A 19,309-nucleotide genomic window follows, 5' to 3' on the forward strand; every position below is an offset into this window, starting at 1 on the left:
ATCAGGCCCTATGCTGTCGCATAAGCTACCAAAAAGTAGCAATTTGGATCAGTCCAGAAGTGTACAGCTTTAAAACCGGCACTCATTAAAAGAGATTCAAATTTTTCTTGCGTGTACTTATAGCTATTTTCAGTATGAATAAGCGCACCGCTATCAAAACGCCTTTCACCACCGGGGAACGAAACTAATTGACTCCGAGTGGATCGAAGATACATTTCGATTCTAGCAAGTTGCTCATTAAAAATTGCGTAGTGCTCCCAATACTCTAAATTGAAATCCGTTTTAACCAGGCGGTTGAGATGTAGTAGGATATTTTTATTAAAAGCTGCAGTAATTCCAAGGGCATCGTCATAGGCTCGAGATAGAACTTCGCAATCCTTAACCAAATCAACTCCGATCAATAAACCCCCATCACCTTGACAAACTGTCACAATATTTCGGAACAATTCTAGCGCAGCATCTGGGTCAAAATTTCCGATGGAAGAGCCTGGATAGAAGAAGGTTTTCTTTCGACCCACCAAATCAGGAAACGCCATTTCTTCCTGTAAATCACAGGTTTGCGCCTGCATCTGAATTTGTGGAAATTCTTTTTGCAAGCCTGAAATAGCCTGCTCTAAAAATTCTTTTGAGATGTCTAGAGCCCGATATTCTTTGGGTAATAGGGTCTCAAATAATGCACTACCCTTTTCACAGTTACCAGCCCCTAAATCCAATAAAACATCGCACTCTCCAATCGCCAAAGCTATTGCTTCGCCGTATTGCATCATGATTTGTTTTTCAGTTCGGGTTGGGTAATACTCTTCTAAAAAAGTAATTGCCTCAAATAAATGAGAGCCAATTTCATCATAGAAAAACTTTGGAGATATCGATGGCTGCTCTCGTGAAAGACCGGTAGTAATTTCATCAATCAGTTTTTGATCAGGCAAATTCTCTTGACTCACTTCAATATTCCTTTTTCATACGACCCAGATTAGCCAAGACTATGCATTTGTACTCTACGGAGTTTATTGCTAATCATATCTACAGCTATAACCAATATAAGCATCGCCATGATCACTGTTGAGGCTTGCTGCTCATGTAATAAAGAGAGTTCATAGTACAGAATTTGTCCAAGACCGCCTGCACCGACAAATCCTAATATCGTGGCCATACGTATATTCATTTCCCAACGATAAAGACTATAGGAGAGAAGTTGAGAGTAGATCCCCGGTAAAGCTCCGTAGATAAATGCTTGAGTATTACTTGCCCCAGCCAATCTCAGCGCTTGTGATGCATTGGGAGAGTGATTTTCCAGGGTCTCGCCAAATAAACGTCCTAGCACCCCTGTGGTGTGCAAGGCGAGAGCTAAGGTTCCAGCAAACGGACCTAAACCTACTGCTAAGACCATTAATACCGCCCATACAAGCTCTGGCACCGAGCGCAGAAAATTTAAGAAAAAACGGGTTGCTACTTTTGCGCTACGACCAAACTGTCCAGCTGCTGGTAGCGCCAGAAAAAGGCTTGCAATTGCCGCTAATAAGGTGGCCAAGGCAGAAATGGCCAAGGTCTGCAATACGCCACTCCACACCTTCTGTAAAAAAGATGGTGAGAGATCTGGCGGGAAAAAGCGTGCCGTATAAATGACAACATCACTCATAGCTTGCTTAGTAAACAAAGCTAGCGGATTAAATGAAAGATAAACAAAACTCACCACAATGAAAAGCGCAATCAACACAAGCGTAATAAGGCACTTTAGACAAAATTCGCGAGCAGGATATTGTTTCATGCGAGCTGCCGACGAATGATGAGACTGAGGTAGTCTGCAAGCAAAACAAGCAATAAAAACATAATCAGGATGGTAGATACCTCACCGCCATTGAGCATCTTCATTGACTGGTCCATTAACTGCCCTAAACCCCCGGCACCCACAAAACCCATGACAACCGAGGCCCTCACTGCACATTCCCAGCGATAGATGGTGTAAGAGGCTAGCTCTTGTGAGGCGCTTGGCAATAACCCATATAAAAATGCGTTGATACGGCCGCTACCTAGCATCAGTAGCGCCTTAGCAGGTAGGGTGTTTTCAGTTTCCAAGATTTCGGAATACACTTTTGCGAGCATGCCGCCATAGGTAATAGCGATTGCTAACACGCCTGCGATTGGGCCTAAACCAAACACTCTCACCAACAGCAAAGCCCATACAATTTCTGGAATACCTCTGAGTAATAACATCAGCATTCGGGCAAGATATCTACCGAGCTTCGCGATGCGATGACCTGAGGCGGGACCAATACGCGAAATCGATAGACTATAAGTGATGATAAGGCCCAGTGGAATTGCCATTAGCATTGCCAAGGCAATACCTGCCGTTGCCATGGCTAAAGTCTCCAAAGTAGCCTTAAGCACTAAAGCTAAAAATGATAATTGCAGATTAGGCGGAAAAAACTGAATTAAGAAGTTAGTAAAAACTTTGAGATTACTTACTTCAAATAATGCAAATACATCAAACTGTGCCAATTGCATCATTGGCCATAAGATCGCTAATGCAATACACGTCAACACAAAACGCCTTAGCGCATCTGGATCCCTAAAATAAACCACTCTTTTCATGGTTATGTATTCGGACTACCTTGTTTTGGCAGAACACCGCGTTCAGATGCGTACAACTGCTGTAGCAAACCCTCACTTACTTCAGATGCAGGTAAGTCAAAAAACACTTCTCCATCCTTCAGTCCGATAATTCTTGGGAACCACCGTAAAGCAATATCTACCGCATGAAGACTTGCTACAAAGCAAGCATCTCTGGTGCGAGCATCCTCTAAAAGACGCTGAATCGTTAAATCAGAAAGAACAGGGTCCATTGCTGATACTGGCTCATCAGCCAGCAATAAATGAGGCCTTTGGTACAGCACACGTGCGACACCCACTCTTTGTAATTGGCCTCCAGACAGGCGATCACAACGATCAAAGAGGCGGTCTGCAAGATCAAGTTTTTGCAGGCACAACTGCGGACCTGGAATATCTACCGGATAGATTAATGACACAAGAGATTTCCAAAGTGGCCACTGACCAAGTCGACCAGCTAAGACAGCGGTAATCACTCTTTGCCTCGGTGGAATCGGGGCTGCTTGATGTACTAAGCCTATTTGAGAGCGTAAACGGCGTAATTGCCCTTTTGAAATCGCCCATGGATCCATGCCCAATACTGATATCAATCCAATACTAGGGCGCAGTGAAGTCGCTACCAAGTTAAGCAAGCTCGTTTTGCCAGAGCCAGATGATCCAATAATTGCAATTGATTCCCCAGTTGAGGCGCAAATGTTGATATTTTTCAGCGCCTCTTTGCCATTACTATGACTAAAACTAACTTGCCTAAACGCAAATGCTATTTTTTTCACTTAATCAAACCAGCACCAATTGCAGCCTTTTCAATTTCATCGTAGTTAGATGATTTAGTAGGAATATATTTGCTAGCTCTCTGAAGATCCATTAATTCTTTTTGGGCAGGATCATTAGCATTCAGCTTTAAAAAAGCATCACTAATTTTTTTAGTTACCGCTGCATCCAAACCACCTCGTACGGTCCAGTTGTAATCATGGTACGGGGGCGTTGTATAGAAAACTTTTACTTTTTCAGTATTAGGATTTTTAGCATCAGACAATTTATCCCAAACAGATGCATTTAAAGCGCCAGCATCTGCTTTACCGCTAGCAACAAATGCGACTGTTGCGTCATGGGCTCCAGAAAAAGCAATGCTCTTAAAGTCTTTATCTGGGTTAATACCCGCCTTCATTAAGTAAAAACGCGGCATTAAATGACCCGATGTAGATGATGGCGAACCAAAAGCAAAGGTCTTGCCCTTTAAATCTGTCAAACTCTTTGCCGAGCTAGCCTCAGGAATAATAAATTTACTCGTAAATTTTTCATCCTCAAGACGCTGAATGATCGGCTTGACGGCACCATTCGTACGAATTTTTGCTTGAATATAGGTAAACCCGCCTAACCATGCCATATCGATTTTATTTGTTGCCAGCGCCTCAACAACTGCGGCATAGTCCGTCACAGGCGTGAATTCGACTTTCATGCCCGTCTCTTTAGAAAGATATTCGCCTAAAGGAAGAAATTTTCTTTGTAACTCAGTTGGTGATTCATCCGGAATCGCGGAGACACGTAAGACGGCTTGCGCCTGAGCTGGAAGCGTCAGCGCACTGCAGCAAAGGATTGCTAAAGCAATGCTTAGAGAAAATTTCGAGATATTTAATTTCATATTGGTTAGCTTTCTATTGAATTAAAGAAGTAGAGCTTAGGCTACAGAAACGCCTGAGCCCTGTACAAATTGACCTATTTTTTGAGCTTGGCTAAATCCATCTGCTCTGAGAATTTCTAATACCTGCTCGGTTGCTTCTGGACTACAAGAGATTAATAAACCACCACTTGTTTGAGGATCAGACAAGAGGTTTTGCTGCCACTCATTCAAATGAGAGGCTAGCTGTATTTCATGACCATAACCCAGCCAGTTACGCGGTGATGCGCCAGTAAAGATACCTTCTTTTACTAGTTTGACCGCCTCAGAAACTACTGGAATAGAGTCCCACTGAATCTGGGCCGAAAGCTTTGCTCCACGACATAGTTCCAATAAGTGCCCTGCTAAGCCAAACCCCGTCACATCCGTGAGCGCATGCACGCTATCGAGTTGAGATAGTACTACGCCTGGTTTATTCAGCTTAGTCGTTAAGGCAATCATCTCCTGGTAAGCAGAGTCAGAAAGCTGCTCTTTTTTCAGCGCAGCAGAAAGAATACCTACACCCAAAGGTTTACTTAATATGATGCTATCGCCTAACTTTGCGCCGCTATTACGCTTGAGCTTTTTAGGATCGACCACTCCGATTGCGACCAAACCATAAATCGGCTCTACAGTATCGATTGAGTGGCCACCAGCAATCATAATGCCGGCTTCTGCACAGACCGACTCGCCACCAGCAGTAATCTGCTGAATGACTTCTAAAGGAAGAACATTGATTGGCATACCCAATAACGCCAAGGCAAAAAGAGGTTGCGCCCCCATAGCGTAAATATCTGAAATCGCATTTGTTGCTGCAATTCGCCCAAACTGATAGGGGTCATCGACAATCGGCATAAAGAAATCTGTGGTCGCCACGATCGCTTGATGTTCGTTGATTTGATAAACAGCGGCATCTTCATTGTTATCAGAGCCTGCCAGCAGTGCAGCAGGCATCTGGCGAATAGGGGAAGATTTCAGAATATCGCTCAAAACACCTGGAGCAATTTTGCAACCACAGCCCCCGCCGTGAGAGAGGGAGGTAAGACGACCGTTATATGTCATGTTGAAGAACTCAATTTAAAAGTAAGAGGATGGCAGCTAAGTATGTGAGCTTACCTAATTTATGCCAAACAGATACGAAAGCCGCAAAAAAAATCACTGCGGGAAGGTAGGTAAAAATTACGAAATTGGGGGCGACGCAGATAGTCAGGAGTAAATACACTCCAACCCTTCAAAACCCGATGCCTGCTGTCAAACCATGGGGCCGAATAATCTTGATAAGGATCAGAGCTAAAGCCCTCAAAAGGCTTAAAAGTGCTGCTAGTCCACTCCCATAAACTGGAGGGTTGCCATGGCTCATGTACTGTTGTCATTAAAAGGCTAAGCTCATTTTCAGTAGGGAGTCGAACACCCTTCCATAAACAATACTGCTCAGCAGTATGGGCAGAGATATGTCTTACTGGAGCATTAAGATCCAACTCTCGCCACTGATCAAAAAAACGCTCAAACCAGGCATTACCCTCTTTTTTCCAATACGCAGGTTGATGCTCTATAAAGCTTATTCCTGCATCATTTAGAGCTCTTAAAAACTCTAAATATTCACCGTTACTAACTGCATGGCTTGAAATTGAAAAATCATGAGTCAATACTTCATGCTGCCATTTCTCATTATCAAAAATAAAGCCCGTGCTTGGTGCTGACCCAAGCTGAAATTGGCACTGAGGAATATGGATATATCTTGACTCAAAATCATTGTGTTGGTCTTGACTAGCGCCAAGATCTTGCTCAAGAGGCCAGGCGTAACCTAAAGATTGCCACATATAAGCAAACGCTTCATTGTGCATATCTTCATGATAGAGAGCTAACTGAATAAAGTAAGCCTGCTCAGGACTCAAGGTTCCAGATCTGAGGATGATAAATGTACGCTCCATCACATCCGAAAAGTAATTCATCAAGATATCGATAGGGGGTATTTGTACCTGCCAGCGATCATCATGAATCATTTCAGAAGAGTTAAATAAAGCATCTGCATGGGCTAAAAAAGAAGAATTAGATGCTACCCCTTTGCGATGAACCCAAAATTCATGAAACCAAATCAGATGACCAAACTCCCAATGCGGGGGGTTTAATCCGGGCAATAAGGCGACTTTTTCCTGACCGTGATCAAGCTTACCAATAATGTTTTGTGTCACGTGAGTCGATCGCTCCAAATCTATTAGAAGCTTATTTGGCAATGGCCAAGGCTCGTAGCGCAGATAGTCAAACTGTGTCATTTGGATTTAGAAAATGAAGATCATCAATATTGCTACACTAGTTAGGCAAGATCTCAAGTAATTCTTCAAGGGTTTTGTACCCTGTCATAGGCATGAAACTTCGCGGTGAAAAATTCTTCTCACCAATAAGCATTGCCGGTAATCCCTGAAAGCCATAGGTTTTAAACTCTTGCTCATCGGCCATGACATACTTAGTCAATTCACCATTATCAAGTGCTTGCCTCAGCTGCTGGGTGTCTACTCCTGCTTGAGAGGCAATCTTCATCACTATTTCTTCGCTGCTGATATCAAACCCACTCAGAAAGAATGTATCAAATAAAGCTCTGGCTAATTTTAAAGATAAGCCCTGAGTATTAGCAAAGTAAACACTCTCTTGCGCAAGCCATGTATAGGTTAGAAATTTTGGCGTTAGAAGCTTAAGATTCTCTTGCATGACAATGGACTCAGACTTAGCAGCCTCAAGATTATCTATATAGGATTGTGGGGGAGAGATATTGCCCTCAACTGGGGTTAATTCAAATGCTCTCCATACTATCTCTAGTCTGTCTTGATACTTTGTTTGGAGCTTTTCAAGAACTATAGTCTGAAAGTAACTATATGGACATTCAAAGTCAGCCCAGATCTGAATCTGAATCATTACTTCTCCACCTCGTTTAATTAACTACCAACATCATATTCTTTAAATCTGCCTAGCCAATGAAACAGCTACTGCCGATCCACCCCCTACTAAAGTACACCAAAGCCTTAGAGTTAAGGGCATAGGGCTCACAACTTTTGATCTTGCTTCATTTTTATGATTTATTTCGTCGGCTTGACAACGCGTTAGGAGCTTAAGCAAATCATCATGACTACCATTTTTTTGCAGATATTCAATCTGTTGCTGGTAATGTTGATCTACAAATGTCTCAACAGCATCAATCGTTGCATAAACTGCTTTCCTTCCAAATAGCGCTGGTATTGCCCCAGTTAACCATCCTGCAATGCGCCAGGGACCCAACAAACAACTTCGATGCTTGACCTCGAAAATAGACTCTATTAGCTGTAAATGCTCAGCCTCAGTGGCTCCATGATGCTTGGCAAAACTAATGAGCCCCTGATCTTTACGTAATTTTGCAATGGCAATAATGCCTTTGTAGATATAGATAGCGCCCGTTTCGCCAGCATGATCTGAGCGCAACTCACGCTCCAAATAGACGGAATAAGCATTACTACGCTCGATTACACCGCTCATCTGAGATAAGCCCGGATGTAACTTATAACTTCATCATAAAACTGTCGCATCTTTTTCATCAATCTCATTTTATTATTGAAGGTAATTACTAAAATCAAATATAGAGTTGGGCCCGAGCTTTTCTGCTTTTTGTAATCCGGCTTTTGTAATCAGAACGCTTTGAGTATCCCATTTACCCTTTTTGGAGATTTCTTGTAACTGATACTTTTGCGAGTCCCAGGCTGGAATGATCTCAATTTGAAAGGGTCTTGTTCTCGCATGTTTTGAAGATGATGCTACGGCAATCTTAGATAGACAATCACGCATATAAGATTCAAACGATTCTACGATCTCCTTAGCAAAATCTGCGATAACTACTTTTCTGGATCTAAAGTGATTGACCGCTAAAAATACATCTTTCATCGTCATACTTTGTGGGTCTTTAGCTAAGTAGTATCCGCCCCTTCGTCCTTTGGCAGCTCGTATTAAATAAGCAGACTTGAGTGCGGATAGCACTATCTCCATACGACTTAAAGAAAGGTGCTGACGTTTAGCGATGTCAATTGCTCTAACCGGAACACCAAAGCGCGAATAGGCGGTGATATCAATCAAGGTATTGATAGTTTGCTCAAGCGACCTATTGATGTACTTCAGCATGACACTTTCCTTTTATTAACGACACGATAGAAATGACTTAAAAAGAAGTCGCCCGAAGGCGACTGAAGGACCTTAAATAGGGGTCGGGAGACAACTTAATTCTGAACCTATTAGGGTTATTACGTATAAAACTACTAATAGAGGGGTTTTTGCTGCCCTGCAATCTATGATCTTAAAGCGCATACTAATTAAGTAATAACCCTAGTATTTCTAATCAAAGGAGCCTTAAATGAGACAGTTCAAACAGTTTCTGAGTAATTTGGTCATAGTTTTTGTCGAGGCTCGCAAGGCTTACTTCAGGCGCCATATGAATCATCTTTTAGGCTCATGAGTTACGTTCAACAAAAATCATATGAAATTAACCGTTTTTCGCTACAAAGTCTGGGATCCCCAGGATGACAATGAAGCACAGATGCCTCCTTACTACGCTATCCGGGAATATATCGAAAACTTAGAAGGAGCCTCTGTGATCGAAGATGACTTTTTGGAGGTTGATGAGTCAGACCTTGATGTTTATGGAAGAATCTCTACTGCTTAGATTAAATGAAAAGGAAGCGTACTATGTCAATATTTCGTACTACTTTATCGTTAGCTTTTTTGTTAGCAATATCCCATCAGTCTTTTGCTCAAGCAATTTCAACGGATTATCAGAAAAATTGCGTAAGTGAACAAGTGGCTGAGCATAAAGATCTTAAGGGTAAAACTCTGAGTGCAGAAGACTTTACTGCCTACTGTACTTGTCAGGCCGAGTTCATTAATAAAAATGCAACTAATGGACAAGTCAATGAGTTAGTGATGAACCCAAAAGCTAAACCCCAGTGGTTAAAGACAATTGAGTTGAAAGCGATGAAATCCTGTCTCTCGGCCGACTCAAAGATGAGTACGTAATAACCCAACTAAGTTGTCAGGGATGTTGCTTCAACGATACCCAGCCCTATAAGGGTAGTATTTTAATCAATCAAAACTGTCGTTTACTGGGTATTAAATAGACTACTAAGTGATTCTTGCAAAAGTACATACGGGCTGAGCACAATAAGCCAAAGGCTTATATGATGAGATCTCATATTTTTAATGAAGATAATCTCGCTTGTATTTCACTAGGTACATTTTCTCTTTTTGGATTAGGCTCAGCTTATATTTTGGTCTAACTATGAGCTGCTGTGTGTTCGCTCAGCCCCTGGAAAAAACGACCGTAGTTGGCTCAAAACGGTTTACAGAAAGCTATGTACTTGGAGAGCTTGTTAATCTCACATTACGTGATGCTGGATTAAAATCTATACATCGCCAAGGTCTTGGTAATACTGCTATTGTTATTCAAGCGCTTAAAACGGGTCAAATTGATGTGTATCCAGAGTACACCGGCACTATTCTGCGGGAAATACTCAAGCGCCCAGAAACCGAAGCTTCAATAAATGACCTTAATGCCTGGCTCAAGCCCATGGGATTAAAAGCAGCGATACCACTTGGCTTTAACAACACTTATGCACTTGCTATGAGACCAGAACAAGCGAGTAAGCTAGGTATAAAACGAATCAGTGATATCGCAAATCTATCAACTGAGCAGCAATCTACACTTCGAATTGCCTTATCTCCAGAATTTAAAACCAGGAATGATGGTTGGTCTGCGCTTATTCAGGCTTACGCCCTCAAAATAAAACCCAAAAAAGTACTGGAGCATGGCCTAGCATATGATGCTCTTGTTCGTGGCGATGTCGATATTGTGGATGCATACTCGACTGATGCACCAATTACGAAAAATAATCTGACCTTATTAGAGGATGACAGAAAAGCATTTCCTCGCTACGATGCAATCCTATTAATGCGCTCTGATTTTGATGAGAAGCCTCTACAAAAATTAGCGGGAGCATTAAATGAAGTAACAATGGCAAAACTCAATAATGCGGCTGAGTCTGGCATTAGCTTTGAAATGATTGCTCGTGGATTTTTGAATAAATCCACTAATGATCAACCAAGTCCTACAAAGATCTCAAGGTTTTTTAATTTACTTTTTGGCCCAGATTTTCTTACCGCACTCCGAGATCATGTTCTGTTGGTTGCAATTTCCTCAACAATGGCTCTTCTCGTTGGAATTCCTCTTGGAGTTGTTGCATACCGTCGACCTCGATTTTCGACTTGGATCCTAGGGACTGTTGGTGTTTTACAAACGATACCCTCTCTTGCATTACTTACTATTTTGATTGCTGTATTAGATCAAATAGGGGCCATACCAGCCGTTTTGGCTTTATTTATTTATGGCCTTCTACCAATTGTGAGTGCTACCCACATTGGCTTAATGGAGGTTCCAAGCACTTTAAAAGAAGCAGCTTTGGCTCTTGGTTGTAATGAGCGGAAATTATTGCTTTCTATTGAGCTACCGTATGCTAAGCCAATCATTATGACTGGCTTAGCATCAGCTACTGTGATTGGCGTCGGCACCTGCACTCTTGCAGCATTAGTAGGTGCGGGTGGCTTCGGCGACCGCATAGTGGCTGGGCTTGCCGTGAATGATCAAGCCTTAATGCTTGCTGGTGCCATACCGGCTGCCATTCTAGCCCTACTCGCACAAGTCGTCCTGACTCCCAAACGTAAAGCTATAAATAAGTAGTGATTGATTACCTTATTTTTGCGTTAGCAAGAAAAAATTGGCTTAATCATCTAACATCAATATAAATTCATCCTCTCTACTAATTAACTATGAGTTATCAACTGGTCTGGTTTAAGCGTGATTTGCGCTGTGAGGACCATGCTGCTCTTGTCGAGGCCGCAAAGTTAGGTCCCATTCGCTGCGTTTATGTGCTTGAGCCAACACTTTGGACGCAGCCAGATGTGGCTCTCCAGCATTTTGAGTTCATTCGAGAGTGTCTTCAAGATCTAGATGCCCAATTGCGACTACGTGGCGGCACTTTGGAGGTTCATGAAGGTGAAGTGACTGAAGTACTGAGTAAAATTTGGCAAGCCATCCCTTTTCAAGGTTTGTATTCACATCAAGAAACTGGCAATGGATTTACGTATTCCAGAGATCAAGGGGTTGGTAAATGGTGTCAGTCTCGTGGCATTCATTGGGGTCAATATGCCCAGTTTGGAGTTACTAGAGGTCTAAAAAATCGAAATGAATGGCAGGCTAACTGGCAAGCGCACATGGAAGCGCCTTTATATGAGCTGCCACCCATTCAATTTTGGAAAGCCCCGCTTTCCAGCGCGCCAGTGGCGAATCCTAGCACTCATTATCTGACGCCGTCTACTATGCAGGCACCTGCGTACCTGAGACATAATCCGCCATTAAGACAACGCGGCGGGAGATCAGTTGCACTTAGAACTCTTAATAGTTTTTTAAAACAGCGAAGTATGCGTTACCGAGGCGGGATTTCATCTCCACTATCAGCCCCAGATGCATGCTCTCGATTATCCGTGTATCTAACTTATGGGTGTCTTAGCATCAGAGAAGTAGTGCAAGCGACCAATGAAGAGCTGCTTCAAATGTCGCCAGACGCAAGTAGAAGAAAGTCAGGTTTAACTGCCTTCATGAGTCGCTTATATTGGCATTGTCATTTTATTCAAAAGCTCGAAAGCGAGCCTGAAATCGAATGGCGAAATATGCACCGTGGATATGATGCATTACGCGAGAATGAATTTAATAAAGACCACTTCAATGCCCTGAAGGAAGGTAAATCAGGGTGGCCCATGGTAGATGCCTGCGTCATGATGCTACGTGAAACGGGATGGCTGAATTTTAGAATGCGTGCGATGCTAGTCTCAGTTGCGGCCTACCCACTTTGGTTGCACTGGAAACCCGTAGGAGATTGGTTAGCTACCCAATTTTTGGACTATGAACCGGGAATCCATTGGAGTCAATTACAAATGCAATCGGGCACGACAGGAATCAACTTAACACGCGTTTACAACCCGATCAAGCAAGCGCAAGACCATGATCAAAAGGGCTTTTTTGTTAGAAAATGGCTTCCCTATATGCGCAAAGTACCTGATATGTGGCTTTTTGAACCCTGGAATATGCCTCAAGAAGTGCAAAACAATATTGGTATTGAGATTGATACAGACATCCCCCAACCATTAGTAGATATTGCTGTGGCTACAAAGCTATCTAAAGATCGCTTGCATGCTAGACGCAACCTATCGGAGGTTCGGGCTGGTAAAAAATTAGTTGTCGATAAACATGCCTCTCGGGCAAGCAGGGTCGTACGTAAAAAACCTATAATTAAAACTACCGAGGCAAGCCCGCAGCTAACCCTTGAGTTTTAGCCAATGTCGTCTGATACATCCAACCCAAGGGATGTGAAGCAAGTATTTATTTCGGTGGCCTATGCATTGCACAGATTTTATTGCCGGCAGGATCTCTAAGCCAAGCAATATAAACAGTACCGGCCACGCCCTCTCGATAACCTGGATCCCCCTCGCAGGAAGTTCCTCCATGAGCAACACCGATGGCATGGAATGCATCTACATCAGCGATTGATTTGGCACTAAAACCGATTGTGCCGCCATTAGCATGAGTGGCCTCATTACCATCGATAGGCTTAGTAATAGCAAATACTCCACCAGGACCACGATAAAAGTATTTGTCATGACTAAAGCTTCCAGCCTTCACACCCAGGGCTCCTAGAGCGGCATCATAGAAGCCCCTTGAAACTTCTAAATCATTTGCGCCCAACATAATATGACTAAACATAATTCTTCCTATTAGGTTAATTAAATACAGAAATGTTACTCAAAGCTCTATCAGCTCTTCAGATGCATTGATAGGTGCACGCATGAGCGTATTACGAATGAATTGTTTTTCATAATGTCGATTACGCCTTGATTTCTTGGCTAATGAGCGTTGACCCCTGCGCTTATCAGTAACAATATTACTTAATTGACTGAGATCATCTAAATCTCGTATCTGACTTGGCGAATTTCGGAGAGGCATCGCTAACGGCTTCTGCTTTAGTAGTATTGGCATTAAGCTTGGTATAAGCGTTAATTAAATGAATTAACTCATATAAATGGATTTTATGCTCGCCGTGCCAGATTTTTAAAGCCTAAATTGTCGGAAAGACTAAAAAATAAGGTATTTAGGGCTGTATTGAGGATGGGGTCACTGACTCAGCACATTCTCCTATCAACACCTAAAATGTCTAATGAACTTTTTTTATATAAGCGCCTTGCTCCTAACCTTGGTAACCTCCTCGGTACAAGCGGCAGAAATTTATATTACTGACCCTGATCACACCTTTGTTAGCTTTAGCTACAAACATTTAGCTTACTCGATTCAAACTAGTCGTTTTGATAAGGTGAATGGAACTATTACACTCAATGATCAAATGGATGGCGGCACTATAGATATTGACATTGAGACTGGCTCAATTAGCACAGGCTCCGATACCTTTAATAAGTTACTTAGAAGTGAAGATTACTTTAATTCTGAAAAATTTCCCGTAGCCAAATTCATCTCCGATAACGTTGTATTTAATGATCAGGTCATTACGTCACTCTCAGGCGAGCTCACCATCAAAGGCATTACTAAGCCCGTTAATGTGGAAGTGACTAACTTTTCTTGCAGTCGTAACTTGATTACTTTGAAATATATGTGTGGCGCTAACGCAAGCGCGAAGTTGAGTCGCTCAGAGTTTAATCTAGGAAAATATGTGCCATTTGTTGGCGATGAGATCAGCTTAAATATAGTGATTGAAGCGTCAAGAGAATAGCCTTAATTACACTGGTATTGCCAATAGAGTCTGCAAGCAATAAGGTTTCATTTGAGCGCCAAACCTAACGGAACCATATAAAAATAAAGCCCTCACCATTTCTGATGAGGGCTTTAATCAGCCTAATAGGGCCTGGGCTTAGGCTGAATTTCTCATGCCGTTCAAACCCGCTCAGAAAATATCAGCTTAAAAATGGTTTTCAATCAACATTTCTGACTTAGGGATAAATCCAGGCTTAGGCCATGCTGGTTTAATGCCCTTACCAACGACCAACATTGCAGCAATGGCATAGTCTTTAGGCAAATGAATCAATTCGGCGACCTTATCAAAATCAAAGCCAACCATTGGGCAAGAGTCATAACCCATCGCTTTGGCTGAGAGCATCATCGTTTGCAGCATGATGCCAGCTGAACGCATTGCTTCATCTCTTTGTAATTGCTCTTTTCCAGCATAAAAAGGATGAATCCAAGGAACTAAGATATCTTGAGCTTCTTTGGGTGCATTTACCCAATATCGGGCAGGATCTTTTTCCCAAGCCTTGATATCCACAGTTACTACAAATAATAGAGATCCATCAGTAACTTGAGCCTGATCATGAGCAGCTTCTCGTAATTTTGCCCTTAAAGCCTTGTCTGTAACATTCACCAAACGCCAATGTTGGATATTGAATGAGGATGGCGCCTGCATGGCAAGGTCAAGCAACTGCTCTGTCTCTTGCTTAGTAAATTCATGACTTGGGTCAAAATACTTAACGGCCCTACGTTCGCGGATTGCATCAAATGTATTCATTAACTTCCTCAGTGAGATTCAAGCTCTGATAATACGGCAATATTCAAAAGACAAAACCCTCACCATTGCTGATGAGGGCTTGCTTTTCTGGTGGGCCCACCAGGACTTGAACCTGGGACCAAAGGATTCCGGTTTGTGTAATTTTCATTACTCCCTGGACTATGCCTTCATCATATTGATTGCTCAACTTAGATGGGTGCCGTCTAGTCTCTACACCTTCAACAGCACTTTCACGCTGAAGCTTGGCTCGGCGTTAGCTTGTGCAGCTTTTGGCTGCATTTAGCTTTCTCCGAATTTGACACCATCCCTTATGCAGTTTCCACGCATAAGGCACAACTTTCGCTATGAGTCCTCTGCTCTAACCAACTGAGCTATGGGCCCTAAAACTTTACTTTTACTACACACCTTTTGAGGGGTGCCTTCTACTACAAAACCACATGAAAACCGCATTTACTACACACCTCGGTTTTTGCTCCGGTGTGTAAGCGGTGTGTAAGCAATTTTATATGTCTAAACCACCACTAACCGCTTGAATCTATTGAGGTCTTTGTTACAAGACCCCTAGGGCTTCTTTCTTATGAGAGCAGAAGCCCATAATAGAGCCATATAAACAGGGGGTCTGCGGGTGGTCAGTGTCGGTGTGTAAGCAAATGTGTAAGCAAATTCATGGATTTAAAGGAAGTGATCTCTCGCTCTTTGGTTTTCATAACCAAAGGATATTTGGAACAACCATCTAACACTTCGTTGCTCCAAAGACTTTTTAATGAAATTAAAGATTACTTAAAGTAAAGCTTAACCAGTTCAAATTTCGCCCTATCTGCCAATAATACGAAAGTCACCCTTGAATGGCTTTTGCTTTTGGCTTTCATAGTTTCACTTTATCCAATCATCTCTTAATTTAACCGTCTGACTTTGTATGCTATCAGACAATCTAAAGGAAATAATTGCAGTAAATTGGAATAAGACCACTCTTATCTAAAATCGAAAAAATGCCACTCAAGAAATCAAGCAGTCCAGAAGCATTTAAAGAAAACATCAAAACTGAAATCAAAGCTGGTAAGCCCGTTAAGCAAGCTGTTGCAATTGCCTATTCTGAAGCCAGAGCAGCTAAGAAGACAGTAAAAAGCCATAAAACTTAAACAACTTAACCTCAGGAGCGCTTAATGATTCATCAAGACCCAAGTCATTCACATCCACCAGATCAAAATCATGCACAATATCAAAGTGCAGCCCAGCATTTTCATGGAAAAGCAGCCAATCATCACGAGCAAGCCATGAAGAGTCATCTTGAAGCTGCTAGGATGCGAGATTTAGATAATCACGAGGCTTCTGCTACTCATGCACTTGTAGCACATGTCCATGCACTTGTAGCACATGTCCATGCACTTAAGGCATTACAGAATAGTGAAGATGCTATTAATGAGCATGCCAATATTCAATCAGCAGTTCAGAGGCCATAGCTATTAGGCCAGCGTGTAAAAGAACGACGCTATTGCTTGCTGATTAATGCTCTTTAATTGACAGTCCTTGATATGGTTGATCACTGTTCATCTAAATCTAGGCTTGAGGGGAAGCCTGCGATATCTAGGGCGTGGATTAAATCATCTGATTTATTTACAGTTCGGGTAACTTCAACACGACCTGACTGAATATCTACATGAATACTTTTGACTCCCTGAAAATCTTGAAGAGCTTGAGTTACCACCTTGATGCATGCCTGACTCTCCATATCTTGCACGCTTAAGTGAATTTCAGTCATTTTTTGAAGATCTTTGCACAATAGGTAATAAAGCCTCAAATGGCTTTAATAATCTTTCGAGCTCCATTGTAATTTCTTGCCATAGGAGACTATGATGAGGTTGATCAGATTCTTTTATAGGCGTCTTCTCTAAATTAGCCTTGGCGAACTTGATTAAGGTTACTAGAGATTCTCGAGCAGCTCTAATAGGGATTAACTGAGTCTTTATATCCATCTCTGGATGAGTAAGTATTAATTTTTCAGACTGATGAAAAAATTCATCGATATGCTTTAGACGGGCTTCATAGAGCAAAATATTTTGATTTATCATTTCATATTCATGAGTCATTTTAATCTTCATCTTATTGACTAACGTTGCCTGTCATCATTGCTAATTGAGTCATGCCTTAACTAATCCAAGAAACTATCCTTGGATCATTGCGAAGTGACTGGGGAGGATTCCCATTTGGAAAGCCAACAATAATTGGGCAAATTGCACGGATGTGCTCTGCAATGCCAAGCAATTCTTTCAAGTATGGCAAATTAAGAGCCTCTACTGCAGAGCCAATTACACAAGTACCGAGACCCATTGAAGTAGCTGCCAGCATTAAATTTTCTGCTGCCAACCAACAATCTGCCTCTACATAATAGCCCTGCTGCTTTGACAGAATCACTATTAAGGTATCTGCGCCATAAAAAATATTGAAATTGGGATCTTTAAAGTCATGAGTAACATGATCACTAGTGCGGATACTTGTATTCATCGACTTGACGAATAAAGGCTTAGCAATATCAGAAAGTTCCTGTAGAACTTCTTGATCTTGAATGACTAAAAATTCACATGGCTCTTCATGGATCGCAGTTGGCGCTCTTACTGCACATTGCAATAAAACATTAATCGTCTCCTTATCGATATTTTTATACAAATAAGACCGAATAGAATGTCTTGCAAAAATTGTTTGAATAATTGACTGATTTTGGGTATCCATATCCTTATTTTTGTTCTTTTAAATAATCAAAAAAGTTAATCTATTCACCACCCTAAAGAATTGGCCAGATAAAACTGTGCGCTAGCCAACATAACTCTTCATAAAGCAGGCTGGACAGTCAGAGAACTGTACATGTTCATTACCTCCAATTAATATTCATTTTTTTATGCTGGCCATTTGTCACGTAAAAATTATTCAATAATTTTTGAGTCCCGTATGTGGATTCAGATGAATATTTACCAGGTTTTAAGTCGACCAAGATAAATGGGCCATCAACCTGATGGGAGAGCAATTGAACGCCGTTAGCATCTTTAAGCACCAATAAAACATTCGATACCCATTCAGACTTATTACCATTTGTCTGGGAAAATTCGAGGAATAGTGGCCAGCGCTTCGCCTCCATTTTGATAGCATCAGACTCACTCTGTCCAACACCACCTTCTATAAAGCGAGTTTCATTTGACATTTGTAATGGGGGTAATTGAGCGGCTGATAGTAATGGAATCAGACCCAAATACAGAAAAGCAATATATTTTTTCATTTCTAGCCTTCTATTTAGATGAAAACAACACCTATTAGACTAACAAGTCAGAAACTGTTTGTATGTCTGCTGCAAGACAAAGCCAAGGTTAATTAGACTCACACGCCATAATCAACATCCAGCCCACCCCTTCACTGACAGACTTTTGCACCTAATGGCATTGCCAGGAGAAATGTGTAGTAATTGCCTACACACTTTTTAGCATGCCCAGCGTTACTTAAAGTAACGCTCAAATGACCAAATCTCACCTTTTGTCTCAAAAGCTAGCTTTTTGTGACGTTTAGATTAACTTTAGGTTCTCTGGTTATGAGAGCAGAAGCCCAAGATAGACCCATATAAACAGGGGGTCTGCGGATGGTCAGTATCGGTGTGCAAGCAAATGTGTGAGCAATTTCGTGGATTTAAAGGAACTGATCTCTCACTCTTTGGTTTTCAAAACTAAAGGATATTTGGAGCAACCATTTAGCACTTTGTTGCTGCAAATAGTTTTTTCTTGAAATTGGTAGGCGTTACTTTAAGTAACACTAGTTTAATAACCCCTTTTCCTGAATAAACTCAATAATTCCTATTAGCCCATCACCAGACTTCACGCTACCCATAATGAAGGGTCTATCACCGCGCATCTTTTTAGCGTCTAATTCCATAATAGGTAAAGATGCTCCTACATAAGGGGCAAGATCAGTCTTATTAATCACCAATAGATCTGAGCGTGTAATTCCTGGGCCACCCTTACGAGGAATCTTCTCGCCCCCAGCAACATCGATCACATAAATCGTTAGATCGGAAAGTTCGGGGCTAAAGGTTGCGGCTAAGTTATCCCCACCTGATTCAATGAAAATAATATCTACATCAGGAAACTGTTTTTGCATCCGATCAACTGCCTCCAAATTAATGGAAGCGTCTTCGCGAATAGCGGTATGGGGGCAACCCCCTGTCTCTACACCCATAATTCTCTCGGGATCTAGAGCGCCAGCAACAGTAAGAAGGCGTTGATCTTCTTTGGTGTATATGTCATTAGTAATGACTACCAAGTCATACTGGTTGCGCATTGCTTTGCAAAGCATCTCAAGCAAAGTTGTCTTGCCTGATCCGACAGGACCACCAATGCCAACTCGTAACGGGGGATTCTTTTTAGTTCTCATCATTTGA

The 19,309-nt window shown here is 41.8% G+C and carries 25 protein-coding genes; 7 read left to right on the top strand and 18 right to left on the bottom strand.

Annotation, left to right across the window (positions count from 1 at the left end; all coding sequences use genetic code 11):
* Window positions 1–8 precede the first annotated feature (8 nt).
* The 10 genes from egtD to ICN44_RS02890 all read right to left on the bottom strand — a co-directional run bounded on the left by egtD (window position 9) and on the right by ICN44_RS02890 (window position 8,401).
* The gene (egtD, locus tag ICN44_RS02845; RefSeq protein WP_370624852.1) at window positions 9–941 is read right to left on the bottom strand and encodes an L-histidine N(alpha)-methyltransferase; all 933 of its coding nucleotides are present in this window, start codon (window positions 939–941) and stop codon (window positions 9–11) included.
* Between the two features lie 29 nt (window positions 942–970).
* Window positions 971–1,765: a phosphonate ABC transporter, permease protein PhnE gene (gene phnE / locus ICN44_RS02850; RefSeq protein ID WP_216262600.1), complete on the bottom strand. Its 795-nt coding sequence runs from the start codon at window positions 1,763–1,765 to the stop codon at window positions 971–973.
* On the bottom strand, window positions 1,762–2,541 hold the full coding sequence (locus ICN44_RS02855; RefSeq protein WP_370624853.1) for a PhnE/PtxC family ABC transporter permease: 780 nt from the start codon (window positions 2,539–2,541) through the stop codon (window positions 1,762–1,764). The genes phnE and ICN44_RS02855 overlap by 4 nt, the downstream gene beginning before the upstream one ends.
* Before the next feature lie 50 nt (window positions 2,542–2,591).
* Window positions 2,592–3,377: a phosphonate ABC transporter ATP-binding protein gene (locus ICN44_RS02860; RefSeq protein WP_370624854.1), complete on the bottom strand. Its 786-nt coding sequence runs from the start codon at window positions 3,375–3,377 to the stop codon at window positions 2,592–2,594.
* Window positions 3,374–4,246 (bottom strand): putative selenate ABC transporter substrate-binding protein, encoded by an 873-nt coding sequence (locus tag ICN44_RS02865; protein ID WP_216262602.1) that lies wholly within the window; start codon window positions 4,244–4,246, stop codon window positions 3,374–3,376. The genes ICN44_RS02860 and ICN44_RS02865 overlap by 4 nt, the downstream gene beginning before the upstream one ends.
* A 36-nt stretch (window positions 4,247–4,282) precedes the next feature.
* Entirely contained in the window at window positions 4,283–5,323 is a 1,041-nt protein-coding gene (gene selD, locus ICN44_RS02870) for a selenide, water dikinase SelD (protein ID WP_216262603.1), read from the bottom strand.
* Between the two features lie 59 nt (window positions 5,324–5,382).
* Window positions 5,383–6,534, bottom strand: a complete 1,152-nt coding sequence (locus tag ICN44_RS02875) for an SUMF1/EgtB/PvdO family nonheme iron enzyme (protein WP_216262604.1) — start codon at window positions 6,532–6,534, stop codon at window positions 5,383–5,385.
* A 37-nt stretch (window positions 6,535–6,571) separates the two neighbouring features.
* Window positions 6,572–7,171 (bottom strand): DsbA family protein, encoded by a 600-nt coding sequence (locus ICN44_RS02880; RefSeq protein ID WP_216262605.1) that lies wholly within the window; start codon window positions 7,169–7,171, stop codon window positions 6,572–6,574.
* Between the two features lie 42 nt (window positions 7,172–7,213).
* Window positions 7,214–7,765, bottom strand: coding sequence for a demethoxyubiquinone hydroxylase family protein (locus tag ICN44_RS02885; protein ID WP_255537351.1), 552 nt, complete (start codon window positions 7,763–7,765; stop codon window positions 7,214–7,216).
* 72 nt (window positions 7,766–7,837) lie between these two features.
* Window positions 7,838–8,401 (bottom strand): Rrf2 family transcriptional regulator, encoded by a 564-nt coding sequence (locus tag ICN44_RS02890; protein WP_215310691.1) that lies wholly within the window; start codon window positions 8,399–8,401, stop codon window positions 7,838–7,840.
* A gap of 352 nt (window positions 8,402–8,753) precedes the next feature.
* Between ICN44_RS02890 and ICN44_RS02895 the strand changes: the two genes are divergently transcribed.
* The 4 genes from ICN44_RS02895 (at window position 8,754) to ICN44_RS02910 (ending at window position 12,658) form a co-directional block, all read left to right on the top strand.
* Window positions 8,754–8,939, top strand: coding sequence for a hypothetical protein (locus ICN44_RS02895; protein ID WP_216262606.1), 186 nt, complete (start codon window positions 8,754–8,756; stop codon window positions 8,937–8,939).
* A 23-nt stretch (window positions 8,940–8,962) separates the two neighbouring features.
* Window positions 8,963–9,289 carry a hypothetical protein gene (locus ICN44_RS02900; RefSeq protein WP_216262607.1) on the top strand — a complete coding sequence of 109 codons (327 nt, stop codon included), beginning with the start codon at window positions 8,963–8,965 and terminating at the stop codon, window positions 9,287–9,289.
* Between the two features lie 274 nt (window positions 9,290–9,563).
* Complete coding sequence (locus ICN44_RS02905) at window positions 9,564–11,006, top strand: glycine betaine ABC transporter substrate-binding protein (protein WP_370624855.1); 1,443 nt, start codon at window positions 9,564–9,566, stop codon at window positions 11,004–11,006.
* Window positions 11,007–11,095: 89 nt separating this feature from the next.
* A complete protein-coding gene (locus ICN44_RS02910; RefSeq protein ID WP_216262609.1) occupies window positions 11,096–12,658 on the top strand; it encodes a cryptochrome/deoxyribodipyrimidine photo-lyase family protein in 1,563 nt (520 codons plus the stop codon).
* 46 nt (window positions 12,659–12,704) lie between these two features.
* Here the strand turns inward: ICN44_RS02910 and ICN44_RS02915 are convergent, their stop codons facing one another.
* A complete protein-coding gene (locus tag ICN44_RS02915; protein WP_216262610.1) occupies window positions 12,705–13,085 on the bottom strand; it encodes a VOC family protein in 381 nt (126 codons plus the stop codon).
* A gap of 39 nt (window positions 13,086–13,124) precedes the next feature.
* Entirely contained in the window at window positions 13,125–13,358 is a 234-nt protein-coding gene (locus ICN44_RS02920) for a hypothetical protein (protein WP_216262611.1), read from the bottom strand.
* A 178-nt stretch (window positions 13,359–13,536) separates the two neighbouring features.
* On the opposite strand from ICN44_RS02920, the gene ICN44_RS02925 reads away from it, so the two are divergent.
* The gene (locus ICN44_RS02925) at window positions 13,537–14,103 is read left to right on the top strand and encodes a YceI family protein (RefSeq protein ID WP_215310697.1); all 567 of its coding nucleotides are present in this window, start codon (window positions 13,537–13,539) and stop codon (window positions 14,101–14,103) included.
* A 186-nt stretch (window positions 14,104–14,289) separates the two neighbouring features.
* On the opposite strand, the gene ICN44_RS02930 is transcribed toward ICN44_RS02925, so the two are convergent.
* The gene (locus ICN44_RS02930) at window positions 14,290–14,892 is read right to left on the bottom strand and encodes a nitroreductase family protein (protein WP_216262612.1); all 603 of its coding nucleotides are present in this window, start codon (window positions 14,890–14,892) and stop codon (window positions 14,290–14,292) included.
* 989 nt (window positions 14,893–15,881) lie between these two features.
* Here ICN44_RS02930 and ICN44_RS02935 point away from each other — a divergent pair.
* A complete protein-coding gene (locus ICN44_RS02935) occupies window positions 15,882–16,031 on the top strand; it encodes a hypothetical protein (RefSeq protein ID WP_216262613.1) in 150 nt (49 codons plus the stop codon).
* A 24-nt stretch (window positions 16,032–16,055) separates the two neighbouring features.
* On the top strand, window positions 16,056–16,352 hold the full coding sequence (locus tag ICN44_RS02940; RefSeq protein WP_216262614.1) for a hypothetical protein: 297 nt from the start codon (window positions 16,056–16,058) through the stop codon (window positions 16,350–16,352).
* A gap of 80 nt (window positions 16,353–16,432) precedes the next feature.
* On the opposite strand, the gene ICN44_RS02945 is transcribed toward ICN44_RS02940, so the two are convergent.
* From ICN44_RS02945 to ureG, 5 genes are all read right to left on the bottom strand, one after another.
* Complete coding sequence (locus ICN44_RS02945) at window positions 16,433–16,651, bottom strand: heavy-metal-associated domain-containing protein (protein WP_216262615.1); 219 nt, start codon at window positions 16,649–16,651, stop codon at window positions 16,433–16,435.
* Window positions 16,644–16,991: a hypothetical protein gene (locus tag ICN44_RS02950; RefSeq protein WP_216262616.1), complete on the bottom strand. Its 348-nt coding sequence runs from the start codon at window positions 16,989–16,991 to the stop codon at window positions 16,644–16,646. Before ICN44_RS02950 ends, ICN44_RS02945 begins: the two co-directional genes overlap by 8 nt.
* 46 nt (window positions 16,992–17,037) lie before the next feature.
* A complete protein-coding gene (locus ICN44_RS02955) occupies window positions 17,038–17,619 on the bottom strand; it encodes a nitroreductase family protein (protein WP_216262617.1) in 582 nt (193 codons plus the stop codon).
* A gap of 139 nt (window positions 17,620–17,758) precedes the next feature.
* Window positions 17,759–18,160 (bottom strand): hypothetical protein, encoded by a 402-nt coding sequence (locus tag ICN44_RS02960; RefSeq protein ID WP_216262618.1) that lies wholly within the window; start codon window positions 18,158–18,160, stop codon window positions 17,759–17,761.
* 524 nt (window positions 18,161–18,684) lie between these two features.
* On the bottom strand, window positions 18,685–19,305 hold the full coding sequence (gene ureG, locus ICN44_RS02965; RefSeq protein ID WP_216262619.1) for an urease accessory protein UreG: 621 nt from the start codon (window positions 19,303–19,305) through the stop codon (window positions 18,685–18,687).
* Window positions 19,306–19,309: the final 4 nt, after the last annotated feature.

The organism is Polynucleobacter sp. JS-Fieb-80-E5, assembly GCF_018882015.1.
Classification (GTDB): domain Bacteria; phylum Pseudomonadota; class Gammaproteobacteria; order Burkholderiales; family Burkholderiaceae; genus Polynucleobacter.

Excerpts from the sequence above, each read along its gene's own strand:
- ICN44_RS02950 (WP_216262616.1), bottom strand. The coding sequence starts at position 16,991 with ATGAAGATTAAAATGACTCATGAATATGAAATGATAAATCAAAATATT.
- ICN44_RS02875 (WP_216262604.1), bottom strand. The coding sequence starts at position 6,534 with ATGACACAGTTTGACTATCTGCGCTACGAGCCTTGGCCATTGCCAAAT.
- ICN44_RS02885 (WP_255537351.1), bottom strand. The coding sequence starts at position 7,765 with ATGAGCGGTGTAATCGAGCGTAGTAATGCTTATTCCGTCTATTTGGAG.
- ICN44_RS02940 (WP_216262614.1), top strand. The coding sequence starts at position 16,056 with ATGATTCATCAAGACCCAAGTCATTCACATCCACCAGATCAAAATCAT.
- ICN44_RS02920 (WP_216262611.1), bottom strand. The coding sequence starts at position 13,358 with ATGCCAATACTACTAAAGCAGAAGCCGTTAGCGATGCCTCTCCGAAAT.
- ICN44_RS02915 (WP_216262610.1), bottom strand. The coding sequence starts at position 13,085 with ATGTTTAGTCATATTATGTTGGGCGCAAATGATTTAGAAGTTTCAAGG.
- selD (WP_216262603.1), bottom strand. The coding sequence starts at position 5,323 with ATGACATATAACGGTCGTCTTACCTCCCTCTCTCACGGCGGGGGCTGT.
- ureG (WP_216262619.1), bottom strand. The coding sequence starts at position 19,305 with ATGATGAGAACTAAAAAGAATCCCCCGTTACGAGTTGGCATTGGTGGT.
- ICN44_RS02890 (WP_215310691.1), bottom strand. The coding sequence starts at position 8,401 with ATGCTGAAGTACATCAATAGGTCGCTTGAGCAAACTATCAATACCTTG.
- ICN44_RS02955 (WP_216262617.1), bottom strand. The coding sequence starts at position 17,619 with ATGGATACCCAAAATCAGTCAATTATTCAAACAATTTTTGCAAGACAT.
- ICN44_RS02900 (WP_216262607.1), top strand. The coding sequence starts at position 8,963 with ATGTCAATATTTCGTACTACTTTATCGTTAGCTTTTTTGTTAGCAATA.
- ICN44_RS02925 (WP_215310697.1), top strand. The coding sequence starts at position 13,537 with ATGAACTTTTTTTATATAAGCGCCTTGCTCCTAACCTTGGTAACCTCC.
- ICN44_RS02935 (WP_216262613.1), top strand. The coding sequence starts at position 15,882 with ATGCCACTCAAGAAATCAAGCAGTCCAGAAGCATTTAAAGAAAACATC.
- phnE (WP_216262600.1), bottom strand. The coding sequence starts at position 1,765 with ATGAAACAATATCCTGCTCGCGAATTTTGTCTAAAGTGCCTTATTACG.
- ICN44_RS02960 (WP_216262618.1), bottom strand. The coding sequence starts at position 18,160 with ATGAAAAAATATATTGCTTTTCTGTATTTGGGTCTGATTCCATTACTA.
- ICN44_RS02865 (WP_216262602.1), bottom strand. The coding sequence starts at position 4,246 with ATGAAATTAAATATCTCGAAATTTTCTCTAAGCATTGCTTTAGCAATC.
- ICN44_RS02945 (WP_216262615.1), bottom strand. The coding sequence starts at position 16,651 with ATGACTGAAATTCACTTAAGCGTGCAAGATATGGAGAGTCAGGCATGC.
- ICN44_RS02910 (WP_216262609.1), top strand. The coding sequence starts at position 11,096 with ATGAGTTATCAACTGGTCTGGTTTAAGCGTGATTTGCGCTGTGAGGAC.
- ICN44_RS02880 (WP_216262605.1), bottom strand. The coding sequence starts at position 7,171 with ATGATTCAGATTCAGATCTGGGCTGACTTTGAATGTCCATATAGTTAC.
- ICN44_RS02895 (WP_216262606.1), top strand. The coding sequence starts at position 8,754 with ATGAAATTAACCGTTTTTCGCTACAAAGTCTGGGATCCCCAGGATGAC.
- ICN44_RS02930 (WP_216262612.1), bottom strand. The coding sequence starts at position 14,892 with ATGAATACATTTGATGCAATCCGCGAACGTAGGGCCGTTAAGTATTTT.